General features: G+C 65.5%; 11 protein-coding genes. 8 read left to right on the top strand and 3 right to left on the bottom strand.

From position 1 onward, the window contains the following. The first annotated feature begins 9 nt into the window (after positions 1-9). The 4 genes from B4394_RS22765 (at position 10) to B4394_RS22750 (ending at position 5,782) form a co-directional block, all read left to right on the top strand. Positions 10-870 (top strand): ABC transporter permease, encoded by an 861-nt coding sequence (locus tag B4394_RS22765; protein ID WP_502688418.1) that lies wholly within the window; start codon positions 10-12, stop codon positions 868-870. Then, a complete protein-coding gene (locus tag B4394_RS22760; protein WP_078316351.1) occupies positions 867-1,610 on the top strand; it encodes an ABC transporter ATP-binding protein in 744 nt (247 codons plus the stop codon). The genes B4394_RS22765 and B4394_RS22760 overlap by 4 nt, the downstream gene beginning before the upstream one ends. Continuing rightward, complete coding sequence (locus B4394_RS22755) at positions 1,610-4,321, top strand: fumarate reductase/succinate dehydrogenase flavoprotein subunit (RefSeq protein ID WP_078316350.1); 2,712 nt, start codon at positions 1,610-1,612, stop codon at positions 4,319-4,321. Before B4394_RS22760 ends, B4394_RS22755 begins: the two co-directional genes overlap by 1 nt. Positions 4,322-4,429: 108 nt before the next feature. Next, positions 4,430-5,782, top strand: a complete 1,353-nt coding sequence (locus tag B4394_RS22750; protein WP_502688417.1) for a salicylate synthase — start codon at positions 4,430-4,432, stop codon at positions 5,780-5,782. Between the two features lie 88 nt (positions 5,783-5,870). On the opposite strand, the gene B4394_RS22745 is transcribed toward B4394_RS22750, so the two are convergent. Then, on the bottom strand, positions 5,871-7,535 hold the full coding sequence (locus B4394_RS22745; protein WP_078312264.1) for a (2,3-dihydroxybenzoyl)adenylate synthase: 1,665 nt from the start codon (positions 7,533-7,535) through the stop codon (positions 5,871-5,873). Positions 7,536-7,634: 99 nt separating this feature from the next. Here B4394_RS22745 and B4394_RS22740 point away from each other — a divergent pair, with 99 nt between their 5' ends. From B4394_RS22740 to B4394_RS22725, 4 genes are all read left to right on the top strand, one after another. Beyond that, complete coding sequence (locus B4394_RS22740; RefSeq protein WP_078316367.1) at positions 7,635-12,011, top strand: non-ribosomal peptide synthetase; 4,377 nt, start codon at positions 7,635-7,637, stop codon at positions 12,009-12,011. Beyond that, positions 12,008-13,297, top strand: coding sequence for an NADPH-dependent L-lysine N(6)-monooxygenase MbtG (gene mbtG, locus B4394_RS22735; protein WP_078316368.1), 1,290 nt, complete (start codon positions 12,008-12,010; stop codon positions 13,295-13,297). The genes B4394_RS22740 and mbtG overlap by 4 nt, the downstream gene beginning before the upstream one ends. After that, complete coding sequence (locus tag B4394_RS22730; RefSeq protein WP_078312266.1) at positions 13,278-13,493, top strand: MbtH family protein; 216 nt, start codon at positions 13,278-13,280, stop codon at positions 13,491-13,493. Before mbtG ends, B4394_RS22730 begins: the two co-directional genes overlap by 20 nt. Positions 13,494-13,560: 67 nt before the next feature. Continuing rightward, complete coding sequence (locus tag B4394_RS22725) at positions 13,561-14,364, top strand: class I SAM-dependent methyltransferase (protein WP_286142350.1); 804 nt, start codon at positions 13,561-13,563, stop codon at positions 14,362-14,364. Here the strand turns inward: B4394_RS22725 and B4394_RS22720 are convergent. Next, complete coding sequence (locus B4394_RS22720) at positions 14,361-16,109, bottom strand: ABC transporter ATP-binding protein (protein ID WP_078316348.1); 1,749 nt, start codon at positions 16,107-16,109, stop codon at positions 14,361-14,363. The two genes, B4394_RS22725 and B4394_RS22720, sit on opposite strands and share 4 nt — an antisense overlap. Beyond that, the gene (locus B4394_RS22715) at positions 16,109-18,706 is read right to left on the bottom strand and encodes an ABC transporter ATP-binding protein/permease (RefSeq protein ID WP_078316347.1); all 2,598 of its coding nucleotides are present in this window, start codon (positions 18,704-18,706) and stop codon (positions 16,109-16,111) included. Before B4394_RS22715 ends, B4394_RS22720 begins: the two co-directional genes overlap by 1 nt. Positions 18,707-18,753 lie beyond the last annotated feature (47 nt).

The following is an 18,753-nucleotide window of genomic DNA, read 5'->3' as shown; positions in this document are numbered from 1 at the left end:
CTGCCGATCCTGGAAGCCAGACCGCGAACGGTCGGGGTTGCCGCCGCCGAGGGGCAGGTCCACGTGGCTGCGAATCCTCGGCGACAGGGTTCGCGGTATCTCGCCTGGGGTATCCGGGCGTCGTCCGTGGCCGCTGCCGTGTTGCTCTGGCAGCTCTTGACCGCCAACAAAGTGCGGTTCGGGCTTCGATTCGACACCCTTCCCACAGTCACCGAGATCGTCTCCGCGCTCGCCAAGCGCATTGGTACCGAGCAATACTGGCTAGATCTCGGCCAATCCACCATCCGGATCCTCACCGGGTTCGGCCTCGCCGCGGTGCTCGGTGTCATCACCGGTATCTGGCTGGGACGTTCTCCGCTGTTCGCGAACATCTTTGGCCCGCTCACTGAATTGGCCCGCCCGATTCCCGCGATCGCGATTGTGCCGGTTGCCATCCTGTTGTTTCCCAGCGATGAGGCCGGGATCGTGTTCATCACCTTCCTGGCGGCGTATTTCCCCATCATGGTGAGTACCCGCCACGCGGTGCGCGCACTGCCCACGCTGTGGGAAGAATCGGTCCGCACACTGGGCGGCGGTCGCTGGGATGTGCTGTTGCGAGTGGTGTTGCCCGGCAGCCTCCCCGGTGTGTTCGGTGGGCTGTCCGTCGGCATCGGTGTGGCCTGGATATGTGTGATCTCCGCCGAAATGATCTCGGGCCGTTTGGGAGTCGGATATCGGACCTGGCAGTCGTACACGGTGTTGGCCTATCCGGATGTGTTCGTGGGGATTATCACCATCGGGGTTCTCGGTTTTCTGACGTCGGCAGCCGTCGAGCTGATCGGGCGCCGGGTGACACGGTGGCTGCCCCGCGCTGAGGAGGCACGTTCATGAGTGCCTCAACCCTCGTGCTGGATGGGGTCACCCTCGGCTATGGCGGACGTACAGTGGTGGACCGCCTCAGCCTGACCGTGCGCCCCGCTGAGATCCTGGTCCTCACCGGGCCCTCGGGCTGTGGAAAGTCCACCGTGCTGCGCGCACTGGCCGGGCTGCTCCCGCCAGATTCCGGCACCATCCGCGCCGACGGCGAAAGGGTTGTCACCACCTCACGCCATCGGGCAATGGTGTTCCAGGACAATGCTTTATTGCCTTGGCGCACTGTGCAATCAAATGTCGAGCTGGCACTCAAGCTGGGCGGTGTGCCTCGTGTGGGGCGGCGTGCGGCGGCGCAGACCTGGATCGATGATGTAGGCCTGACGGGCTTCGAGGATTACCTGCCCAAGAGTCTCTCGGGCGGCATGCGCCAACGTGTCCAGTTGGCCCGCGGCCTGGCGGGTGCTCCGCGCGCGGTCATGATGGACGAGCCCTTCGGAGCGCTCGATGCCCAGACTCGAGCCAGCATGCAGCGCCTCTTGATCGATACCTGGCGCAGTCATCCCACCACGGTGGTGTTCGTGACCCACGATGTCGACGAGGCCTTGCTACTCGGAGACAGAATCGCGGTCCTGGGCCGCGCCGGCCACCCGCTGCGCGCACTGCTGGATGTTCCCAGTCCTCGCGAGCCACTGAGCGATCGGAGCGCTTTACGCACCGAAATTCTTGCCGCACTGAATCATACGGAGCTTGTTGCCTGATGCAGATCCCTGAACTCGATAGCGCCATCCGGCTGGACTGTGATGTCCTGGTGATCGGTGGCGGAACCGCCGGGACCATGGCGGCACTGACGGCGGCTGAGAACGGTGCCCAGGTGATACTTCTGGAGAAGGCGCATGTGCGGCACTCCGGTGCGCTGGCAATGGGTATGGACGGTGTGAACAACGCAGTCATCCCCGGCAAGGCCGAACCGGAGGACTACGTCGCGGAGATCACCCGCGCCAACGACGGGATCGTGAATCAGCGCACTGTCTATCAAACCGCGACACGCGGATTCGCGATGGTACAGCGACTGGAACGCTACGGGGTCAAGTTCGAGAAGGACGAGCACGGCGAGTACGCGGTGCGACGCGTGCATCGATCGGGCGCCTATGTGTTGCCGATGCCCGAGGGCAAGGACGTCAAGAAGGCGCTGTACCGCGTGCTGCGGCAGAAGTCGATGCGCGAGAAGATTCGCATCGAAAACCGGGTCATGCCCGTGCGGATCCTCACCGAAGACCTGGGTGCGGGAACCGACGGGATATCAAGGCGCCGTGCGATTGGCGCCGCGGGTTTCAACACCCGCACTGGTGAGTTCGTCACGGTCGGCGCGAAGGCGGTGATTCTGGCGACCGGGCCATGTGGTCGCCTGGGTCTGCCGGCATCCGGGTATCTGTATGGCACCTACGAGAATCCGACGAACGCGGGGGACGGGTACGCCATGGCGTACCACGCCGGGGCCGAACTGTCGGGGATCGAGTGCTTCCAGATCAACCCGCTGATCAAGGATTACAACGGTCCGGCGTGCGCGTATGTGGCCAACCCCTTCGGCGGCTACCAGGTGAATGCGCAGGGGGAGCGTTTCGTCGACTCCGACTACTGGTCCGGCCAGATGATGGCGGAGGTCAAGAACGAAATCGAGTCCGCGCGCGGTCCCATCTATCTCAAGGTGACCCACTTGCCGGATGAGACGTTGACGGCGCTGGAGAGCATTCTGCACACTACCGAGCGCCCCACCCGTGGCACGTTCCACGCCAATCGCGGGCATGATTACCGTACCCACGATATCGAGATGCATATCTCGGAGATCGGCTTGTGCAGTGGTCATTCCGCATCAGGGGTGTGGGTGGACGAGCATGCGCGCACCACGGTGCCGGGCTTGTACGCGGCCGGAGACCTGGCGTGCGTGCCGCACAACTACATGATCGGCGCCTTTGTGTACGGCGATCTGGCCGGGGAGCACGCGGCCTCGACACTCTCGAAAACACCCGCACCGCTGGAGTTCCCCGTTGACCAGGTCAAGGAGGCGCACGAGCTGATCTACCGCCCGCTGCGCCATCCGGACGGCCCGCCGCAGCCTCAGGTCGAGTACAAGCTTCGCCGGTTCGTCAACGACTATGTGGCCCCGCCGAAGACGGCGGCCAAGTTATCGCTGGCCGTGCAGACATTCGAGCGGATGGCCGACGAGGTGAGCCAGATCGGTGCGCGTACCCCCCATGAGTTGATGCGGGCTGCCGAGGTGTCGTTCATCAGAGACTGTGCCGAGATGGCGGCGCGTTCGTCATTGACTCGCACCGAATCGAGGTGGGGTCTCTACCACGACAGGGCGGACCTCCCGGATCGTGACGACGTGAATTGGCGTTATCACTTGAACCTGCGCAAGACCGTCGACGGCGGCATGGACTTCGTGAAACGGCCCGTGGCACCGTATTTCGTTCCGGTTCCCGGTCTCGACGACCTGCCGTCAGGGGAGACCGATCCGATCCCGGTGCATCAGCCCGAACTGATGGGCGGGAAAGCGCCGGCCGCCCGGATCTCGAATGTCGTCGCCGCGGAAGCCGAACAGCCGCCGTCCCCGCGGATCGCCGCGGTGCTGTCGCTGGAGGCTCCCACCGTCGAGGAACTGCTGCAGTACCTCACCGATGATGATCCGGGGGTGCGCCGCACCGCGATCGCAGCGCTCACCGAGCACATACCCGCGGGTTACGAGGATGCCTTGTTGAATGCGCTGGGGGACAGCGATGCGTCCGTGCGTCGTACTGCGGCCGATGGCGTACGGGAGCTCGTCGAGGTTCTCGAGGATCCTGCAGCGATCCGTGATCACGTCAGCGCGCCCGACCCCCTGGTGCGCAGTACCGCGCTGTATGTGGCGAGTGCCCGGAAGGTCGGTGATCCTGCCGCTTATGTGGCGGCCGTGCGCGACTCCGATCATCGAGTCCGCATCGAAGCCGTACGCGCACTGGTGTCGGTGGACGATGCGGTGTCCATTGCCACCGCCGCCGCCGATGAGAACCGCGAGGTACGCATCGCCGTAGCCAATGGGCTAGCGAAGTTGGCAGCCGGCGCTTCGGCGGTCCGGGTGCTGGTGCGTGATCGTGATCCGCTGGTGCGGGCAGCGGCGTTGACGGCCGTGGGTGCGCTGGGGGTCGACGACCAGATCCTCGATGCCGTCGAGGAGGCACTGAAGGCTCCGGCCTGGCAGATCCGTCAGGGTGCGGTACGCGCCTTGGCCGGAGCGCGTCCGGGGCAGGCTGTACCGCCGCTGGCGCGGGCGCTGGACGATCCGCATCTGGATGTCCGCAAGTCGGCCGTGTTGAGTCTGAGCCAATGGGCCTCGACGGAGCCCTCCGTTCGTGACGCACTGACCGGCGCGCTGCAAGATGGTGATGCGGATGTGAGAGCCTATGCGCGACAGGCACTTGCGGCCGGCTGACAGGAACGCCGAAGCACACTAGATGGGGCCTGGCAACGTGGCGGAGGTCATGTTACGGGCGGGTACCAGGGCCACTTAGCATAGGCTAGGCTTACTCAGGTGTCGAAGATGAGTACGGTCGTAGATCCCGATACCGGCGCCCAGACCTGGGTTTCTGTGCAGGAGGGGCTGCCGGACGGTTTTGCGCCGGCCGACCTCGCCAGTGTTCTCGCGCAGGAAATCCCCGAGCGCAGCGGCGATGAATACCTGATTTACGAACGTGACGGCGAATGGGTGCTCGCCATCGGCGCCCGCGCCTCCGTCGAACTCGACAGCGACGGACTGCGCATCATCCGCGACGGAGCTGTGGAGAAACGCGGTTGGTCCGGGCACCCCGGCGCCGCCCTCGAACGAGCGGTGAACGAGATCTCCGACGGCGTGCATCGCGCCTTCGGGTGGGTCGCCTTTGAGTTCGGCACGTACCGCTTTGGCCTGCAGCACCGGCTGACCCCGGGTACTCCGATGGCGCGGGTTTTCGTCCCCCGGGCGGAGGTCGTGATTACCGCCGACGGAGTGTCGGTCTGCGAAGAGAGCTATGTCGACGAGATTAGGCGGGTGCTCGATCAGGGTGCCCCCGCGGTGCCGGTACCGGCGTCGATCGACCTGGCTCCGGACCCATCCGACTACCGCGGCCGCGTGGGCATCGCCACCGCCGAGATCCGATCGGGTCTGTACCACAAGGTGATTCTGTCGCGGCGCGTGGAAGTGCCGTTCGCCATGGACTTTCCGTCCACCTACCGCCTGGGCCGCCAGAACAACACGCCGGTCCGCTCGTTCCTGTTGCGGCTCGGTGGCATTCGTGCCCTCGGCTACAGCCCCGAACTTGTCGCGGCCGTCGAGGCCGACGGAACCGTCATCACGCAGCCGTTGGCTGGAACCCGCGCGTTCGGCCGGGGTGAGGACGCAGACCGGGTGGCGCGCGACGATCTGGAGTCGAATGCCAAAGAGATTGTGGAGCATGCGATTTCCGTGCGCAGCTCACTCGCCGAGCTTGCCGAGGTGGCCGAATCGGGCAGCACGAAGGTGACCGACTTCATGACCGTGCGTGAGCGCGGCAGCGTGCAACATCTGGGATCGACCGTCAGTGGAGAGCTGAGCGCCGGGATGACGAGGATGGATGCGCTGGAGGCGCTCTTCCCCGCGGTGACCGCCTCGGGTATCCCCAAGGCCGAGGGCGTTGACGCCATCCTTCGGCTCGACGATCACCCACGCGGTCTCTACTCGGGCGCGGTGGTGATGATGTCCCCGGATGGCGGACTGGACGCGGCGCTGACACTGCGTTCGGCCTACGAGCAGGATGGGCACACCTGGCTGCGCGCGGGCGCGGGCATCATCGAGGCGTCGACACCCGATCGGGAGTTCGAGGAGACCTGCGAGAAGCTTGGCAGTATCGCCCCGTACGTGATCAAACGCGAGGCATAACCTCCGCGCTGCCAACACATGGCGTTAACCGGGGCCCCTTAGGGGCCCCGGTTTTTGCGATTCGGCTCAGGGCCGAACGTGTCGAGGCTTAGCTCGTCAAGGAGGTCATCAGGGCGCGTTTGTCGATCTTGCCCACCGCGGTGAGGGGAAGTGACGGAACCGCCACCAGCTTGTCCACGCGCGAGTGTGTCGCGGCGCCGCGCTCCTGAAGGTGTTGGTTGAGCTCCGCGGCCGTCACCGGTTTGCCATTGAAAACGATTGCTGCACAGACAATCTCGCCCAAGTACTGATCGGGCAGGCCGATTGCGGCGGCCGCGTAGACGGCGGGATGTGTTTGTAGGTGCGATTCGAGATCCAGTGCGGCGATGGATTCGCCGCCGCGCAGGATGACGTCCTTGATGCGGCCGGTGACTTCCAGATAGCCATCGGGCAGCGCGCGCACGCGATCACCGCTGCGGTAGAAACCGTCGCCGGTGAAGGACCGCATGTTGTCCGCCTCGGCGCGGTAGTACCCGTTCAGTGTGTACGGTCCACGCACCAGCAATTCGCCCGCTTCACCGGCGGCGACCTCGGCGCCGTCCTCGCCCACAATGCGAACCTCGTCGGCCTCGCATATGGGCCGGCCCTGGGTGTTGTCGAGGATGTCCGCCGGATCGCCTGGGCGCGTGAGGCATAACAGGCCCTCGGCCATGCCGAATACCTGCTGCAGGCCCGGGGTGAGTGATTCCCTTACCGCGCGTGCGTCCTGGGCTCCGAGCTTCGCGCCGCCGACCTGGAGCAGTCGTAGTGATTCCGGCAGCACAGGTTCCCATGCTGTGGCCTGTGCCCACAGCTGGGCAAGTGAGGGCACGAGCGCTGTTACCGACACGCGATGCCGGGCGATGGTCTCAAATGCCGACTCTGGGCTTGGGTCTGAAAGGAAAACCGTGGTGGCACCCGTGCTGATGGCGCCGATGAGACCCGGGCAGGCCAGTGGGAAGTTGTGGCCGGCGGGCAGCGCGACGAGATAGACATCGTCCTCGGTGAGGCCGCACACCTGTGCCGCCCGGGTGGCGTTGTAGACGTAGTCCTCGTGGGTGCGGGGGATGAGTTTGGGTGCCGCGGTGGTGCCCCCTGAGACCAGTAGTAGCGCGGGGGTGTCGGTGTGTGCGGCCGGTAGGTCACCTTGAACCTCAACGGTTTCCAGCAGAGTTGACCATGCGGCAAAGCGCTCCGAGTCGCCCGAAGGAATCTCGCCGTCGATCACGATGTGGCGCAGGCACGCGTGCTGTGCGGACAGCTCGACGGCCAGTGCGCGGTAGTCGAACCCGCCGGCGGAATCGGCGATCACCAACGCGACGGCACCGGACACGTCGATGAAATGAGACAGCTCCGCGGCCCGGTGTCCCGGCAGGCACATGATCGGTATCGCGCCCGCACGCATCAAGCCGAAGAACGCGACGGCGAAGGATGCCCGGTTGGGAAGCTGAAGCAGTACGCGGTCGCCGGGGGCAATGCCGAGCCGGACGAGTGCATGTGCGGCACGGTCGGCGGCCATGTCGAGCTCGCGGTACGTCATCGCACCGTGTTCGTCGATGACGGCGGGATGATCGGCTCGTCTGGCGGCGGCCGTTCGGAGCAGGGACTCCACGGTCCTTCCGGTCCAGTACCCGGCCGTGCGGTACGCATCGGCGCGCGCCGTGGGGAAAGGGACAAAACCTTCCACTGGGCTCTTCGTAGCCGAAGCGGTAGGGGTTGTTGTGGCCTGTGTCATCGCAGCTCCTCGTGGGTGACCCCTCGCAGTCTAGATAGGGTAGCCTCCTCACAGTTAGGGCAGCCTGTACTAAGAGTGAAAACGCGAGGTGAGATCGAGTTGCGCACCGTGAGCGAGGGCGACGTCGAGGTGGGCGTCACCAGCGAAAGGGCGTCGGTAGGCCTCGATTCTGATGCCGCGCCGGCGCTGTCCGCGGGGCAGCACCGCATCTGGTTCGCCCATGGGGTGACGCCCGCACTGATGAATCTGTGCCGGTCGTACCGGCTCAGCGGTGAGGTGGACATCGAGAGGCTGCGCGCCGCGGTGACCGCGGTGGTGGCCCGCCACGAGATTTTGCGCACGACGTTTCGCGCCGGTACCGACGGTGATCCGGTCGCCGTGTTGCACCATGACCTGCCTGCCCGATGGGTCGAGCACGATGTGTCCGAGCTAGCGGGCACCGCGCAACAGCTCCGGCTAGGCGTACTGGCACAGCGCGAATTCGGAACCCCTTTCGACCTCACCGTGGAATCGCCGCTGCGTCTCACGGTCATCCGCACGGGCGCAGCCGAACACATCATGCTCGTCGTCGCGCACCGCATCGCGTGGGACGACGACTCGTGGTCGGTCTTCCTTGCCGACCTGACCACCGCCTACGTGCACAGCGCGATCACGGCGCCGCCGCCGGGCCGACCACCACTGGGTGGGACCGATGGGGCCGATCTCGACTACTGGCGCGAGGAGCTGTCCAATCCTCCTGAACCGCTGGAGCTTCCGGGGGCCAACGGTTCGGTTGTGACGACCGACTGGAAGGCCGCACGCGCTACCGCGCGCCTTTCCGCGTCGGTCATGAGTCGTGTCGAGCAACTGGCTCACGAGGCCAACACCACACCGTATGTGGTGTTGTTAGCCGCGTATTCGGCACTGCTGCATCGGTATACGCACGCCGAGGACTTCTTGGTGGCCGCGCCCGTGCCCACCCGCGACGCTGATACGCAGGGCGGGATCGGACACTTTGGGCACACCATCGCCCTGCGGATGCGACCGCGCAGTGATGAAAGCTTCCGCGACCTTCTGGAGCACGCCCGTCTGACCACTCTGAAGGGGTTCGCGCATCAGCGAGTCAGCCTTGACCGCGTGATCCCGCGCGTAGGTTTCGCGATGGGCGCCGACTCTGCTTCCCGGTTCTGTCCGCCCGGAATCCACTGTGAACGTGCCTCGTGGGAAGGTCAGGTGGCGTACGTGCCACTCGGCCTGAGGATCGAGACCGCCCCCGAGGGGGCCGATGTCGTGGCCGAGTATCTGGTCGACGTGCTGGACGAGCGGTTGACTGTGCAGCTACTTCGCCACTTCGCCAACCTGCTCGACTCTGCTCTCGCCGATCCGGACCGCCCGCTGGGCGGCCTGGATCTCATGGACGGGCGGGAAGCCCAGTGGCTGTGGGAGGTGTCCTCCGGGGAACAGTTCGAGGCGGAGCCGACTACCCTCGGCGAGCTCGTAGCCGCCCGTGCGGCCGCGCAGCCGGATGCCACCGCGCTCGTCTACGAGGGCCGACACTACTCCTACCGGGAAACCAATGAGCTGGCGAATCGGTTGGCGCACTGGATCATGGGACAGGGGATCGGTACCGAAGATCGCGTCGCGGTGCTCCTGGACAAGTCACCGGAGTTGATCATCACCGCGCTCGCGATCGCCAAGGCTGGCGCGGTGTATCTGCCTGTCGACCCCGCGTATCCCGCCGATCGCATCGCGCACATTCTCAGCGATGCGCAGCCGAGGCTGGTCATCAGGGAGCCGGTGACGGGTATCGGGCAGTTCGATGCCCGTGAGCCGGTCGACGCCGATCGGGTACGGCCGCTGACCGCCGACAATGCTGCCTATCTCATCTACACATCGGGCTCGACGGGCCTGCCCAAGGGTGTGACGGTCACGCATCGTCCGCTGACCGAGTACTTCAACTGGTTCCGTGCCGAGTATCGGGTCAGTGGATCCGATCGGGTGCTGCAGGTGGCCTCGCCGAGCTTCGACGTATCGGTGGGCGAGATTTTCGGCATCCTCAGTTGTGGTGGCCGGCTGGTTATTCCGCGTCCCGGCGGACTCGGTGACGTCGCGTACCTGACTGAACTGTTGAACAACGAGGCAGTGACCTCGATGCATATGGTGCCCTCGTTGCTCGGTCTAGTCCTGTCGCTGCCGGGAGTCACGCAGTGGAAGTCGCTACGCCGGGTGCCGGTGGGCGGCGAGGCGTTGCCGGGGCCGGTCGCGGACAAGTTCCACGCCACCTTCGATGCATCGCTGCACAATTTCTACGGTCCCACCGAGACCGTTATCAACGCCTCGCGGTACAAGGTTCGCGGAATCCAGGGGACGCGGACAGTGCCGATCGGTACTCCGAAGATCAATACGCAGATGCACATTCTGGATGAGGCGCTGCGACCGGTGCCGGTGGGAGTCATCGGCGAGATCTATATCGGCGGAACGCATGTGGCGCGTGGATATCATCGGGCCGCCGGCCTTACCGCGCAGCGCTTCATCGCCGACCCCTTCGTTCCCGGGCGGCGGATGTACCGGTCCGGCGACCTTGCGCGGCGCAACGCGAACGGCGACATCGAGTTCGTGGGTCGCGCCGACGAACAGGTGAAGATCCGTGGGTTCCGCATCGAACTCGGCGAGATTGCCTCGGCCATCGAGGTGGACCCGAGCGTCGGTCAGGCGCTCGTGGTGGTTGATGAGCCGCCGCACGTCGGCAAGCGTCTCGTTGCCTACCTGACGCCAGTGGGCGGACATGTGGTCGACATCGACCGAATCCGCGCCAGGATCTCAGCGGCCTTGCCCGACTTCATGATTCCCGCGGCGTATGTCGTGCTCGACGAGATGCCCATCACGCCGCACGGCAAGATCAACAAGGATGCCCTGCCGGCACCGGAGATCAGCTCCGTCACCGCGCGCCGCGAGCCGGAAACCGCAACCCAGCGACAGGTGGCCGCCCTCTTCGCACGGCTGCTCGGCATCGCGAGCGTGGGAGCGGACGACTCATTCGTCGACCTTGGCGGCCATTCGCTGCTGGCGAGCAAGCTCTCGGCGGCGATCCTGACCGAGTGCGGAGTCGGGATCGACATCCGCGAGATCTTGGAGCGGGGCACTGTCGCCGGTCTGGCCCAGTTGGTCGATCAGCGCCGTAGCGGCATCATCGCGGATGACGAGGACCGCGAAGGGGAACCGATTCCGTTGCTTCCTAGCGGACGCCGTCTGTATGAGCATGGAAACCCGCGCAGGCTCGCCGAAACCCACGTCTTCTGGTTGCCCGAGGGCATTACCCGATCCGCACTGGAGGAGCTTCTCGGTGCCGTGGTCACGGAGCACGAGGTGCTGCGCAGTCGGCTCGACCGCGAGCGCCTGGAGCTGGTACCGCGCGCCCGGCAGTCCCTCCGTTTGGTCGAGATCCTCACGGAGGATCCATCTGACGCGGCCGGCGCCGAGATTGGCCGTGCGGTGGATCGACTCGATCCCGAACAGGGCTGGATGCTTTCGGCGGTGTGGCTGCACCCCGAAGGCGGTCCCGGAGTTCTCATCCTCGCGGTGCATCATCTCGCCGCCGACCCCACTTCCTGGCGAGTCATCATGCAGGAGCTGGAATCTCGATGGCAGTCGCTGGTAGCAGGCGCTGTGCCGCCCGAGACCCAGGCCGGCAGCGGCTACCGCCGGTGGGCCAATTCGTTGGCCGCCGAGGCTCGGGACGTGGGCAGCCTGCCGTTCTGGATCGCCCAGCTCGACGGTGAGGATCCCGAAATTGGCTCGCGCCGCATAGATCCGGAAATCGATAGGGAAGCCGAGCTGGCAGTCACTGTCGAGTCCGCGCCGGCCGATGTCAGCACGGTACTGCTGAACTCGGGAATCCCGATGGAGCAACTGCTGGTGGCTGCAGCCGCACGCACCGTGGCCCAGTGGCGCCGCCGCCGCGGACAAGCCGCGGTCGAGACGCTGCTGGCGGTACAGGTGCCCGGGCGGGGCGACACGACTGCCGAAACCGTGGGTCTGCTCGGTACGGCGTATCCGCTGCGCGTTGGTGGCACCGATCCTCTGGGAATCGGGCCACGCGGTTTGGTGGAGCGGGTTGCGCGGCAGCACAGCGCGATGCCGGGGCGGACCATCGACTACGGGCTGTTGCGATACCTCCGTGCCGATACCAGCGCGGTGCTGCGGCAATACCGCGATCCACAGATCCTGTTGAACTACCTCGGGCACGATCGCGGATTCGAGGGTGACCTCCTGCGTCGCGACGGATTGCTTTCGGTATCGGGTTCACCTGTGCCCGAGCCCGATTCGGCGGTACGCCACGAGCTCACCATCGCGGTGCTGATCATGGAGACCACCGAGGGGCCGTCCATCGGAACGCTGTGGCGGGCGATCCCTGAGGTGCTCGATCGCTCGGAGGTTGCGGAGCTGCAATCGATTTGGCACGAACAGCTGGGGATTCTGGCGAAGGAGCTATGGTGACGTCCACATTGGCAGTGATAGGCGCGGGCGCCAAGGCGGTGGCGGTTGCCGCGAAGGCGGCCGTGTTGCGTGAATGCGGTGTCGACGTACCCGATGTGGTGGCGATCGAACGTCAGCAGGTCGGTGCGAACTGGCAGGCGTGTGGCGGCTGGACGGATGGACAGCACCGGCTGGGGACGAGCCCCGAAAAGGACGTGGGTTTCCCGTACCGGTCCGCCGTGGTCCCGGGGCGCAACGCCGAGATCGATGCCCGGATGATGCGTCTGAGCTGGCAGTCCTATCTCATCGCCACCGGCCAGTTCGCCGAGTGGGTTGACCGCGATAAGCCCGCGCCGACGCACAAGCGCTGGGCTGACTACCTGACGTGGGTGGCCAATACGGTCGACATGAAGGTGGTTCAGGGCGAGGTAACCGGCCTGTCCATCGATGACGACAGATGGGTGGTGGGTACTAACGACTGTTCCATCGCCGCGGACGCGGTGATGGTGACGGGGCCCGGACAGCCGGAACGTTCGGTACTGCCCGAGCATCCGAATGTCCTGTCGATCGCCGAATTCTGGCGTCGCTGTGCCGGCTCAACACGTCTCACCGCCGAACGCGTCGCCGTGATCGGCGGGGGCGAGACAGCCGCCTCAGTGCTCAACGAGCTTTTCGGACATCGAGTTTCGACGATCACCGTCATCTCTCCCGGGGTCACACTGTTTACCCGCGGTGAAGGGTATTTCGAGAACGCACTGTTCAGCGATCCGACCGGGTGGCTGCACCACACCATGGAGGAACGACGCGACGCGTTGAACCGTACCGATCGCGGAGTGTTCTCGGCCCGTGTCCAGGAGTCGCTGCTGGCTGACGACCGTATCCGCCATCTGCGCGGACGCGTCGCCCATGCCGTCGCCCTGGAAGATCGGATCAGGTTGACGCTGCGCAGCGACCGTGCGGGGGAGCCTTCCGAGACCGTTCATGGCTTCGATCTGGTCATCGACGGCGCGGGGGCCGACGCGCTGTGGTTCTTGCCGCTGTTCGACCAGAGTGCCCTCGATCTCATGGAGCTCAAGCTGGGTGCCCCCGTGGACGGAAACGTGTTGCAGGAATCTCTCGGCCATGACTTGTCGGTCAACGGCCTGACTCCCAAGCTCATCCTTCCGACGCTCTCGGGTCTGACCCAGGGCCCGGGGTTCCCCAATCTCAGCTGTCTCGGATTGCTGTCCGATCGAGTGCTCGGTGGGCACAGCAGCACCGAGTCGGCGCGTCGCGAAAGGAAAACAATTGAGTACCAACCCATTTGATGACGAGAGTGGCGCCTTCTACGTACTGGTCAACGACGAGGAGCAGCACAGTCTGTGGCCGACGGCCATCGGGGTCCCGGCGCAGTGGCGTGTGGCCTTTGGCGAGGCCTCGCGTGCGGACTGTGTGGAATACGTCGAGGCCCATTGGACCGATATGCGCCCCAAGAGCCTGCGCGACGCGATGGCGGGCGGCTAGCGGCAGCTGGTAGGAAGATCTGGTGGGCCCCGATAGCTTCAGCACCGGCCAACCCGATCACACCGCCGTGCGCACCGCACTCTGGCGGGCCTTGCATGTGGAACTGGATCCGCCGCCGCATGTGCTGACCGATCGGATCGGCCTGCACCTGGTGGCACCGCCGGAGGATTGGCGCGGGCGCCCCGACATGGACCCGCGGGGTTCCACGGTGTCCCGATTGGGCATGGTGGCGCGGGCTCGTTTCGTCGAGGATCTCGTTGAGCAGCGGGTGGCAGAGGGCTTAGCGCAATATGTCATCCTGGGGGCCGGGCTGGACACCTTCGTACAGCGCCATCCCGAAGCGGGGGAGCGGCTCACCGTTTTCGAGGTGGACCAGCCCGACACTCAAGCGTGGAAACGAAATCGGCTGACCGAGCTGGGATTCGAGATTCCTGACTGGCTGAGGCTGGTTCCAGTTGACTTCGAGATGGGCGGGTCCTGGCGAGATCAATTGCTGATCGCGGGGTTCGACCCCGGCAAACCTGCGGTGGTGGCATCCACGGGCGTCAGTATGTATCTGAGTTGCGATGCCATTGTCGGGACACTGCGCCAGTGTGCCTTGCTGGCACCGGGTTCGGCATTGGCCATGACGTTCCTGCTGCCGTTGGAGCTGCTCGAAGCGGGGGAGCGCCCGATCAGGCAGATGATCATGACCAAGGCGGCCGAATCCGGCACGCCGTGGGTGAGCTTCTTCTCTCCGGACCAGCTACTCTCCCTGGCGCACGACTGCGGTTTCGCCGACGCGTCGTACGTGTCCGGGCGCGAACTGATCGACCGCTATGTGCCCGGCACCGGGTTATCTGCCGAGGAGTTTCTGGTGGCCACCACCTAGTTGGCGGCCGCGGCGATCCGCCACCCGGAGGTGGACTCCTGCTGGCGCCAGAACTCTGCGAAACGTCCTCCCAGAGCACTGAGTTCAGCGATCGAACCCTGCTCCACGATGCGGCCCTCGTCGATGAACAGCACATGATCCGCGTTGCGGATGGCACTGAGCCGGTGGGCGATCATCACCCGGGTGCGAAGACGCGGATCATTCCCGATGGCCTCGGTGACCGCGGTTTCATTCTCGGTGTCCAGGGCACTGGTGGCTTCGTCGATGAGCAGGACGGGGGCGGGCTTCACGAGCGCGCGGGCAATGCTGACCCGTTGGCGTTCACCACCGGACAATGCCGTGCCGGCCTCGCCGACACGAGACTGCTCGGCGTCGGGCAGGCGCTCGATGATCTCGTCGACCCGAGCCAGTGCCATGGCCCGGCGCGCCTCCACGTCTGTCGCCGTGGGATGTCCGACGAGAACATTGTCGCGGATCGGCCCATCGAACAGATAGGGATGCTGGAACACCATGCTCACCAGAGCCCGGCGGGCGGCGGTGTCCAATGTCGCGACATCGGTTCCGTCGACCAGGATTTGGCCGCTCTCTGGCTGCTGCAGCCCGGCGATAAGCGAGAGTATGGTGCTCTTCCCGGACCCGGATGGTCCAACGATCGCAGTCGTGGTTCCCGGTTCCAGCGTGAAGTCAACGCCCTTAAGTACGTGTTCCCGAGCGCCGTCATAGCGGAAGTCGACCCCGCGGAATTCGATACGTGGGGCCGGGGTATCGGCGGATGCGACGGCATCCCCAGGCTGGTCGGCGGCCTCGGTGGTGATGATCGTGTGGAGGCGTTCGAACACGCCGCGTGAGTTTTCGACGGCACCGGCCAGGCCCGCCAGCACGGTGAACGGTTCCAGGAAGCGCACCACGACCACCATGAGCGCGACCGCCTCGGGGGCCCCGATCTCACCGCGTAGCGCCAGCACCGTGGCGGTGCCTGCCAACAGGATCAGGGCGATCTGGCTGACGATGGTGAACAGCAGCTGGCCGGGGATCTGGAACAGCAAGAGCCGCATGGTTGCACCGCGCGCGACGGCCACTGCTTCGCCGGCCTGGCTGCGGGCAGGACTGACGCGACGGCTCGCCCGCAGTGCGGCCTGGGTGCGTGCGAACTCCAGGATCCGTTCGGTAAGGGCGCTGTGCGCCTTGGCATCCGCTTCATCGGCGGCCCGCACGACGCGGATACTGGCCAGCAACGCACCGAGCAGCAGCGGCAGGGTGATGGCGGCCGCGACACCCAGTTTCCAGGAGATGAAGAACAGTCCGAGGGTGATGGCTGCCGGCAGTAATACCGCGCCCACCAGTGGCGTGAGGAGGTTGGCGATGAACCCGACGAGGTCCGGGCCTCCGGACGAGATCGCCTGGCGCGCCATCGCGGTGCGATCCGCGGTGAACCATCCCAGTGGGATATGGGTGAGTCGATCGGCCACACGGTGCTGAGAGTCGTTCAGCAGGGCGAATCCGATGCGGTAGCCGATGCGGGCCTGCACGGTGTCCACGATCCATCCCGCCACGGTGACCGCGGTCAGCACACCGAGCCATGGCAGCGCGGTGGAAGGGGTGCTCCCGAAAAGGGCACCGAGCAGCGGCACCAACAGCAGACAGCCCGCCGCGCGCAGGGCGACGGACAGCACCGACAGCACGGCATAGGCGTAGAGCGGGCCGCGATGCCCGGGCGGAATCAGTCGAATCAGGTTGGAAAGCATCAGATGTTCTCCCCGGCGAGTACCGTCGACGGCTCGTGAAGGCGGCCCTCCCAGAGCCTTTGGTACCTGCCCTCGGTGGCCAGCAGCTCGGTGTGGGTGCCGGTTTCCACGACGTGGCCCTGGTCCAGGACCACGATCTGGTCGGCATCGGCGATGGTGTGCAGTCGGTGTGCGATGACCAGCACGGTCCGATTGTGAACCAGCCTGCCGAGTGCCTGCTGCACCAAGTATTCCGATTCGGGATCGGCGAATGCGGTGGCCTCGTCCAGGATCAGGATGGGGGTGTCAGCCAGGAGGGCGCGGGCGATGGTGAGTCGCTGCTTCTCGCCCCCGGACAGCTGAGTGTTGGTATCCAGGACCGTGTCATAACCATTGGGGAGACGCAGGATTCGCTCGTGGATCTGCGCGTCGCGGGCCGCCGCCACAATGTCGGTGTCGGTGGCCTCGGGCCGGGCAAGTGCGATGTTCTCGCGGACGGTGCCCGCCACCAGCTGCACATCCTGGAAAACGAACCCGACCTTGGTGTACAGCGCGTCAGCCGAGAGGGCGCGGATGTCTGTGCCGTTGATGCGAATGGCGCCGTTATCGACGTCGTGGAACCGCGCCAGCAGGGATGCGAGCGTCGACTTTCCGGACCCGGACGGGCCGACGAGGGCCGTGACCGTTCCGGGCCGCAGCGTCAGGGTGACGTCGTGGATGACGGGCGCTCCCGGCCGGTACCCGAAGGTCACCGCGTCGAAGGACACGGAGGTCTCGCCGGAACGGCCCTCGGAGGCCTGCTCGGTCAGTTCGGCCTCGCTGAGGGCAACCGCGATATGCCGTGCCGCCTCCACGCCGCCGCGAATACCGCCGAGACCGTAGGCGATTCCCAGCAGGCGGGTGCCAAAGGTGGTGCCGAGCATCAGGAATGGCAGCAGGGTGATGGGTTCCATGGTCCCGGCAACGACGAACAACGTGCCGGCCGCTGCGATGAGCCAGAGGAAGGTTGTCGGCCGAGTCGCCAGATCCATGAAGGTCTTCTTCCCGATGAAGGGCCGCTGCCATTCGTTGAGGAAGGAGAGGTATCCATCCAGCTTGCGCTTGAATGAGGACGCCGCTGCGCCACCGAAAATTCGGATCACCGGCTGGCCTTCAAGATAGGCGGCTGATTCTCCGCTCATCCGTTCGCTCCAGCGAGAGGCCTCGATGATTTTCGGGCCGCTCTGGAACATCATGGTCGCCGTCGTGACGATGTGGACCAGGATGGGGATCAGAAGCACGAGTGCCAAGCGCCAGTCGACGACAAATAGGTAGATGAGCACAGCGACCGGTCCGACGACGGCGGCCACGGCATCGGGGATCGCGTGGGTGATCAAGTAGTGCAGCGACAGGGTGTCGTCCTGAATGAGCTTCTTGACCGATCCGGAACCACGCTGCGTGAACCACCCCAACGGAACCCGGGATAGTTTGGCCAGGAGCCGTCGCCGAATACCGGCGCTGAACCGTATGTCGACGACATGCAGCCAGAGAGTCAGGGCCGCGCCCAGGGCGGCACCCAGAACCAGCAGCGTCAGGAAGATCGTTCCGGTGTGCCACAAGCGGGATTCGTCGGCACCGGCGAGCAGTAATCGTGTCAGCTCCACGAGAACCACGAAGGGTGCCAGCTCGATCATGGTGATGACCGCCTGCAGCACACCGCTCGCGATCATCTGCTTCTTGACCGGTGCCAGCAGTTCCCCGGCGGCCTGCGAACGCCATCGGCCTTGGGGGACTACGGGTACCGCGGGGGTTACCGGCGTGTCGGCGGCGGACCTGGCCCCGGAAAGATCCGGTGCAGCGGTCTTCGGCGCCGGTGCCTGATGTGTGTCAGTGTCTCCGCGGCGGCTTCCCATCGCGCGACCGAAGGTCCAATACGCCGCGGCGTGCACGTCGGCCTTCGGGAATCCGAACTGCTCCTTGAGGCGCTTGCGGAGATGCTTGAGCGAGCCTGCCTCCGGACCGGCCCACGCGTACCAGTTGGACCAATCGCGAATCTCGATGGCTGCGGCCAGCGAGGTCTCGTCCGCCCGGTCCACCCAATGCAGCTGTCGCCGTGGATGATCCCGCAGGGGAATAAGCTCATCGTTGGGGTCGTGACGTTCCAGGTATACCTCGACGTCCACGTCGGCGGGCAAGGCAGCCAGGATTGAGTTGATCGCCGGGATGGACGCGGTATCGCCGATGAGGAGGAATCCGGCCGGGAGATCCTCGGGGATCTCGAAACGTGAGGAACCGAAGGACACCACCGGAATCGTCATACCGGGTTGCGCCGCTGTCGCCCACTGACAGGCGGGACCGGCGGGCTCGTGGATCACGACGTCGATCGCGAACTCACCCGCATCGGCATCCGTCGAAACGATCGTGTACGCCCGCTGATGTTCGGTGGCGTTGCCTGCCGGGTCGGGAAACCAGAATCGGAGCCACTCGGTGGGGGCGTGCAAGAGGTCGTCGAAGAGTGTCGGCGCCGACATGGTGACGCGCACGCAATTCGGCGCGACCTGTGCGGTGCCGACCACAGTGGCTAGGTGATCGCGCGCCCCGAGTCCGCGCAGCACCGCACCCTGGAAGCCTCTACCCATGCTGATGTGACCTTTGTTTGTGCTCGATGTGGCTCCGGCTGACACAT

It is taken from the genome of Mycobacterium sp. D16Q16 (assembly GCF_002013745.1).
Lineage (GTDB): Bacteria > Actinomycetota > Actinomycetes > Mycobacteriales > Mycobacteriaceae > Mycobacterium.
This window is presented reverse-complemented; position numbering and strand designations above follow the sequence as displayed.

Excerpts from the sequence above, each read along its gene's own strand:
- B4394_RS22750 (WP_502688417.1), top strand. The coding sequence starts at position 4,430 with ATGAGTACGGTCGTAGATCCCGATACCGGCGCCCAGACCTGGGTTTCT.
- B4394_RS22755 (WP_078316350.1), top strand. The coding sequence starts at position 1,610 with ATGCAGATCCCTGAACTCGATAGCGCCATCCGGCTGGACTGTGATGTC.
- B4394_RS22760 (WP_078316351.1), top strand. The coding sequence starts at position 867 with ATGAGTGCCTCAACCCTCGTGCTGGATGGGGTCACCCTCGGCTATGGC.
- B4394_RS22720 (WP_078316348.1), bottom strand. The coding sequence starts at position 16,109 with ATGCTTTCCAACCTGATTCGACTGATTCCGCCCGGGCATCGCGGCCCG.
- B4394_RS22715 (WP_078316347.1), bottom strand. The coding sequence starts at position 18,706 with ATGGGTAGAGGCTTCCAGGGTGCGGTGCTGCGCGGACTCGGGGCGCGC.
- B4394_RS22745 (WP_078312264.1), bottom strand. The coding sequence starts at position 7,535 with ATGACACAGGCCACAACAACCCCTACCGCTTCGGCTACGAAGAGCCCA.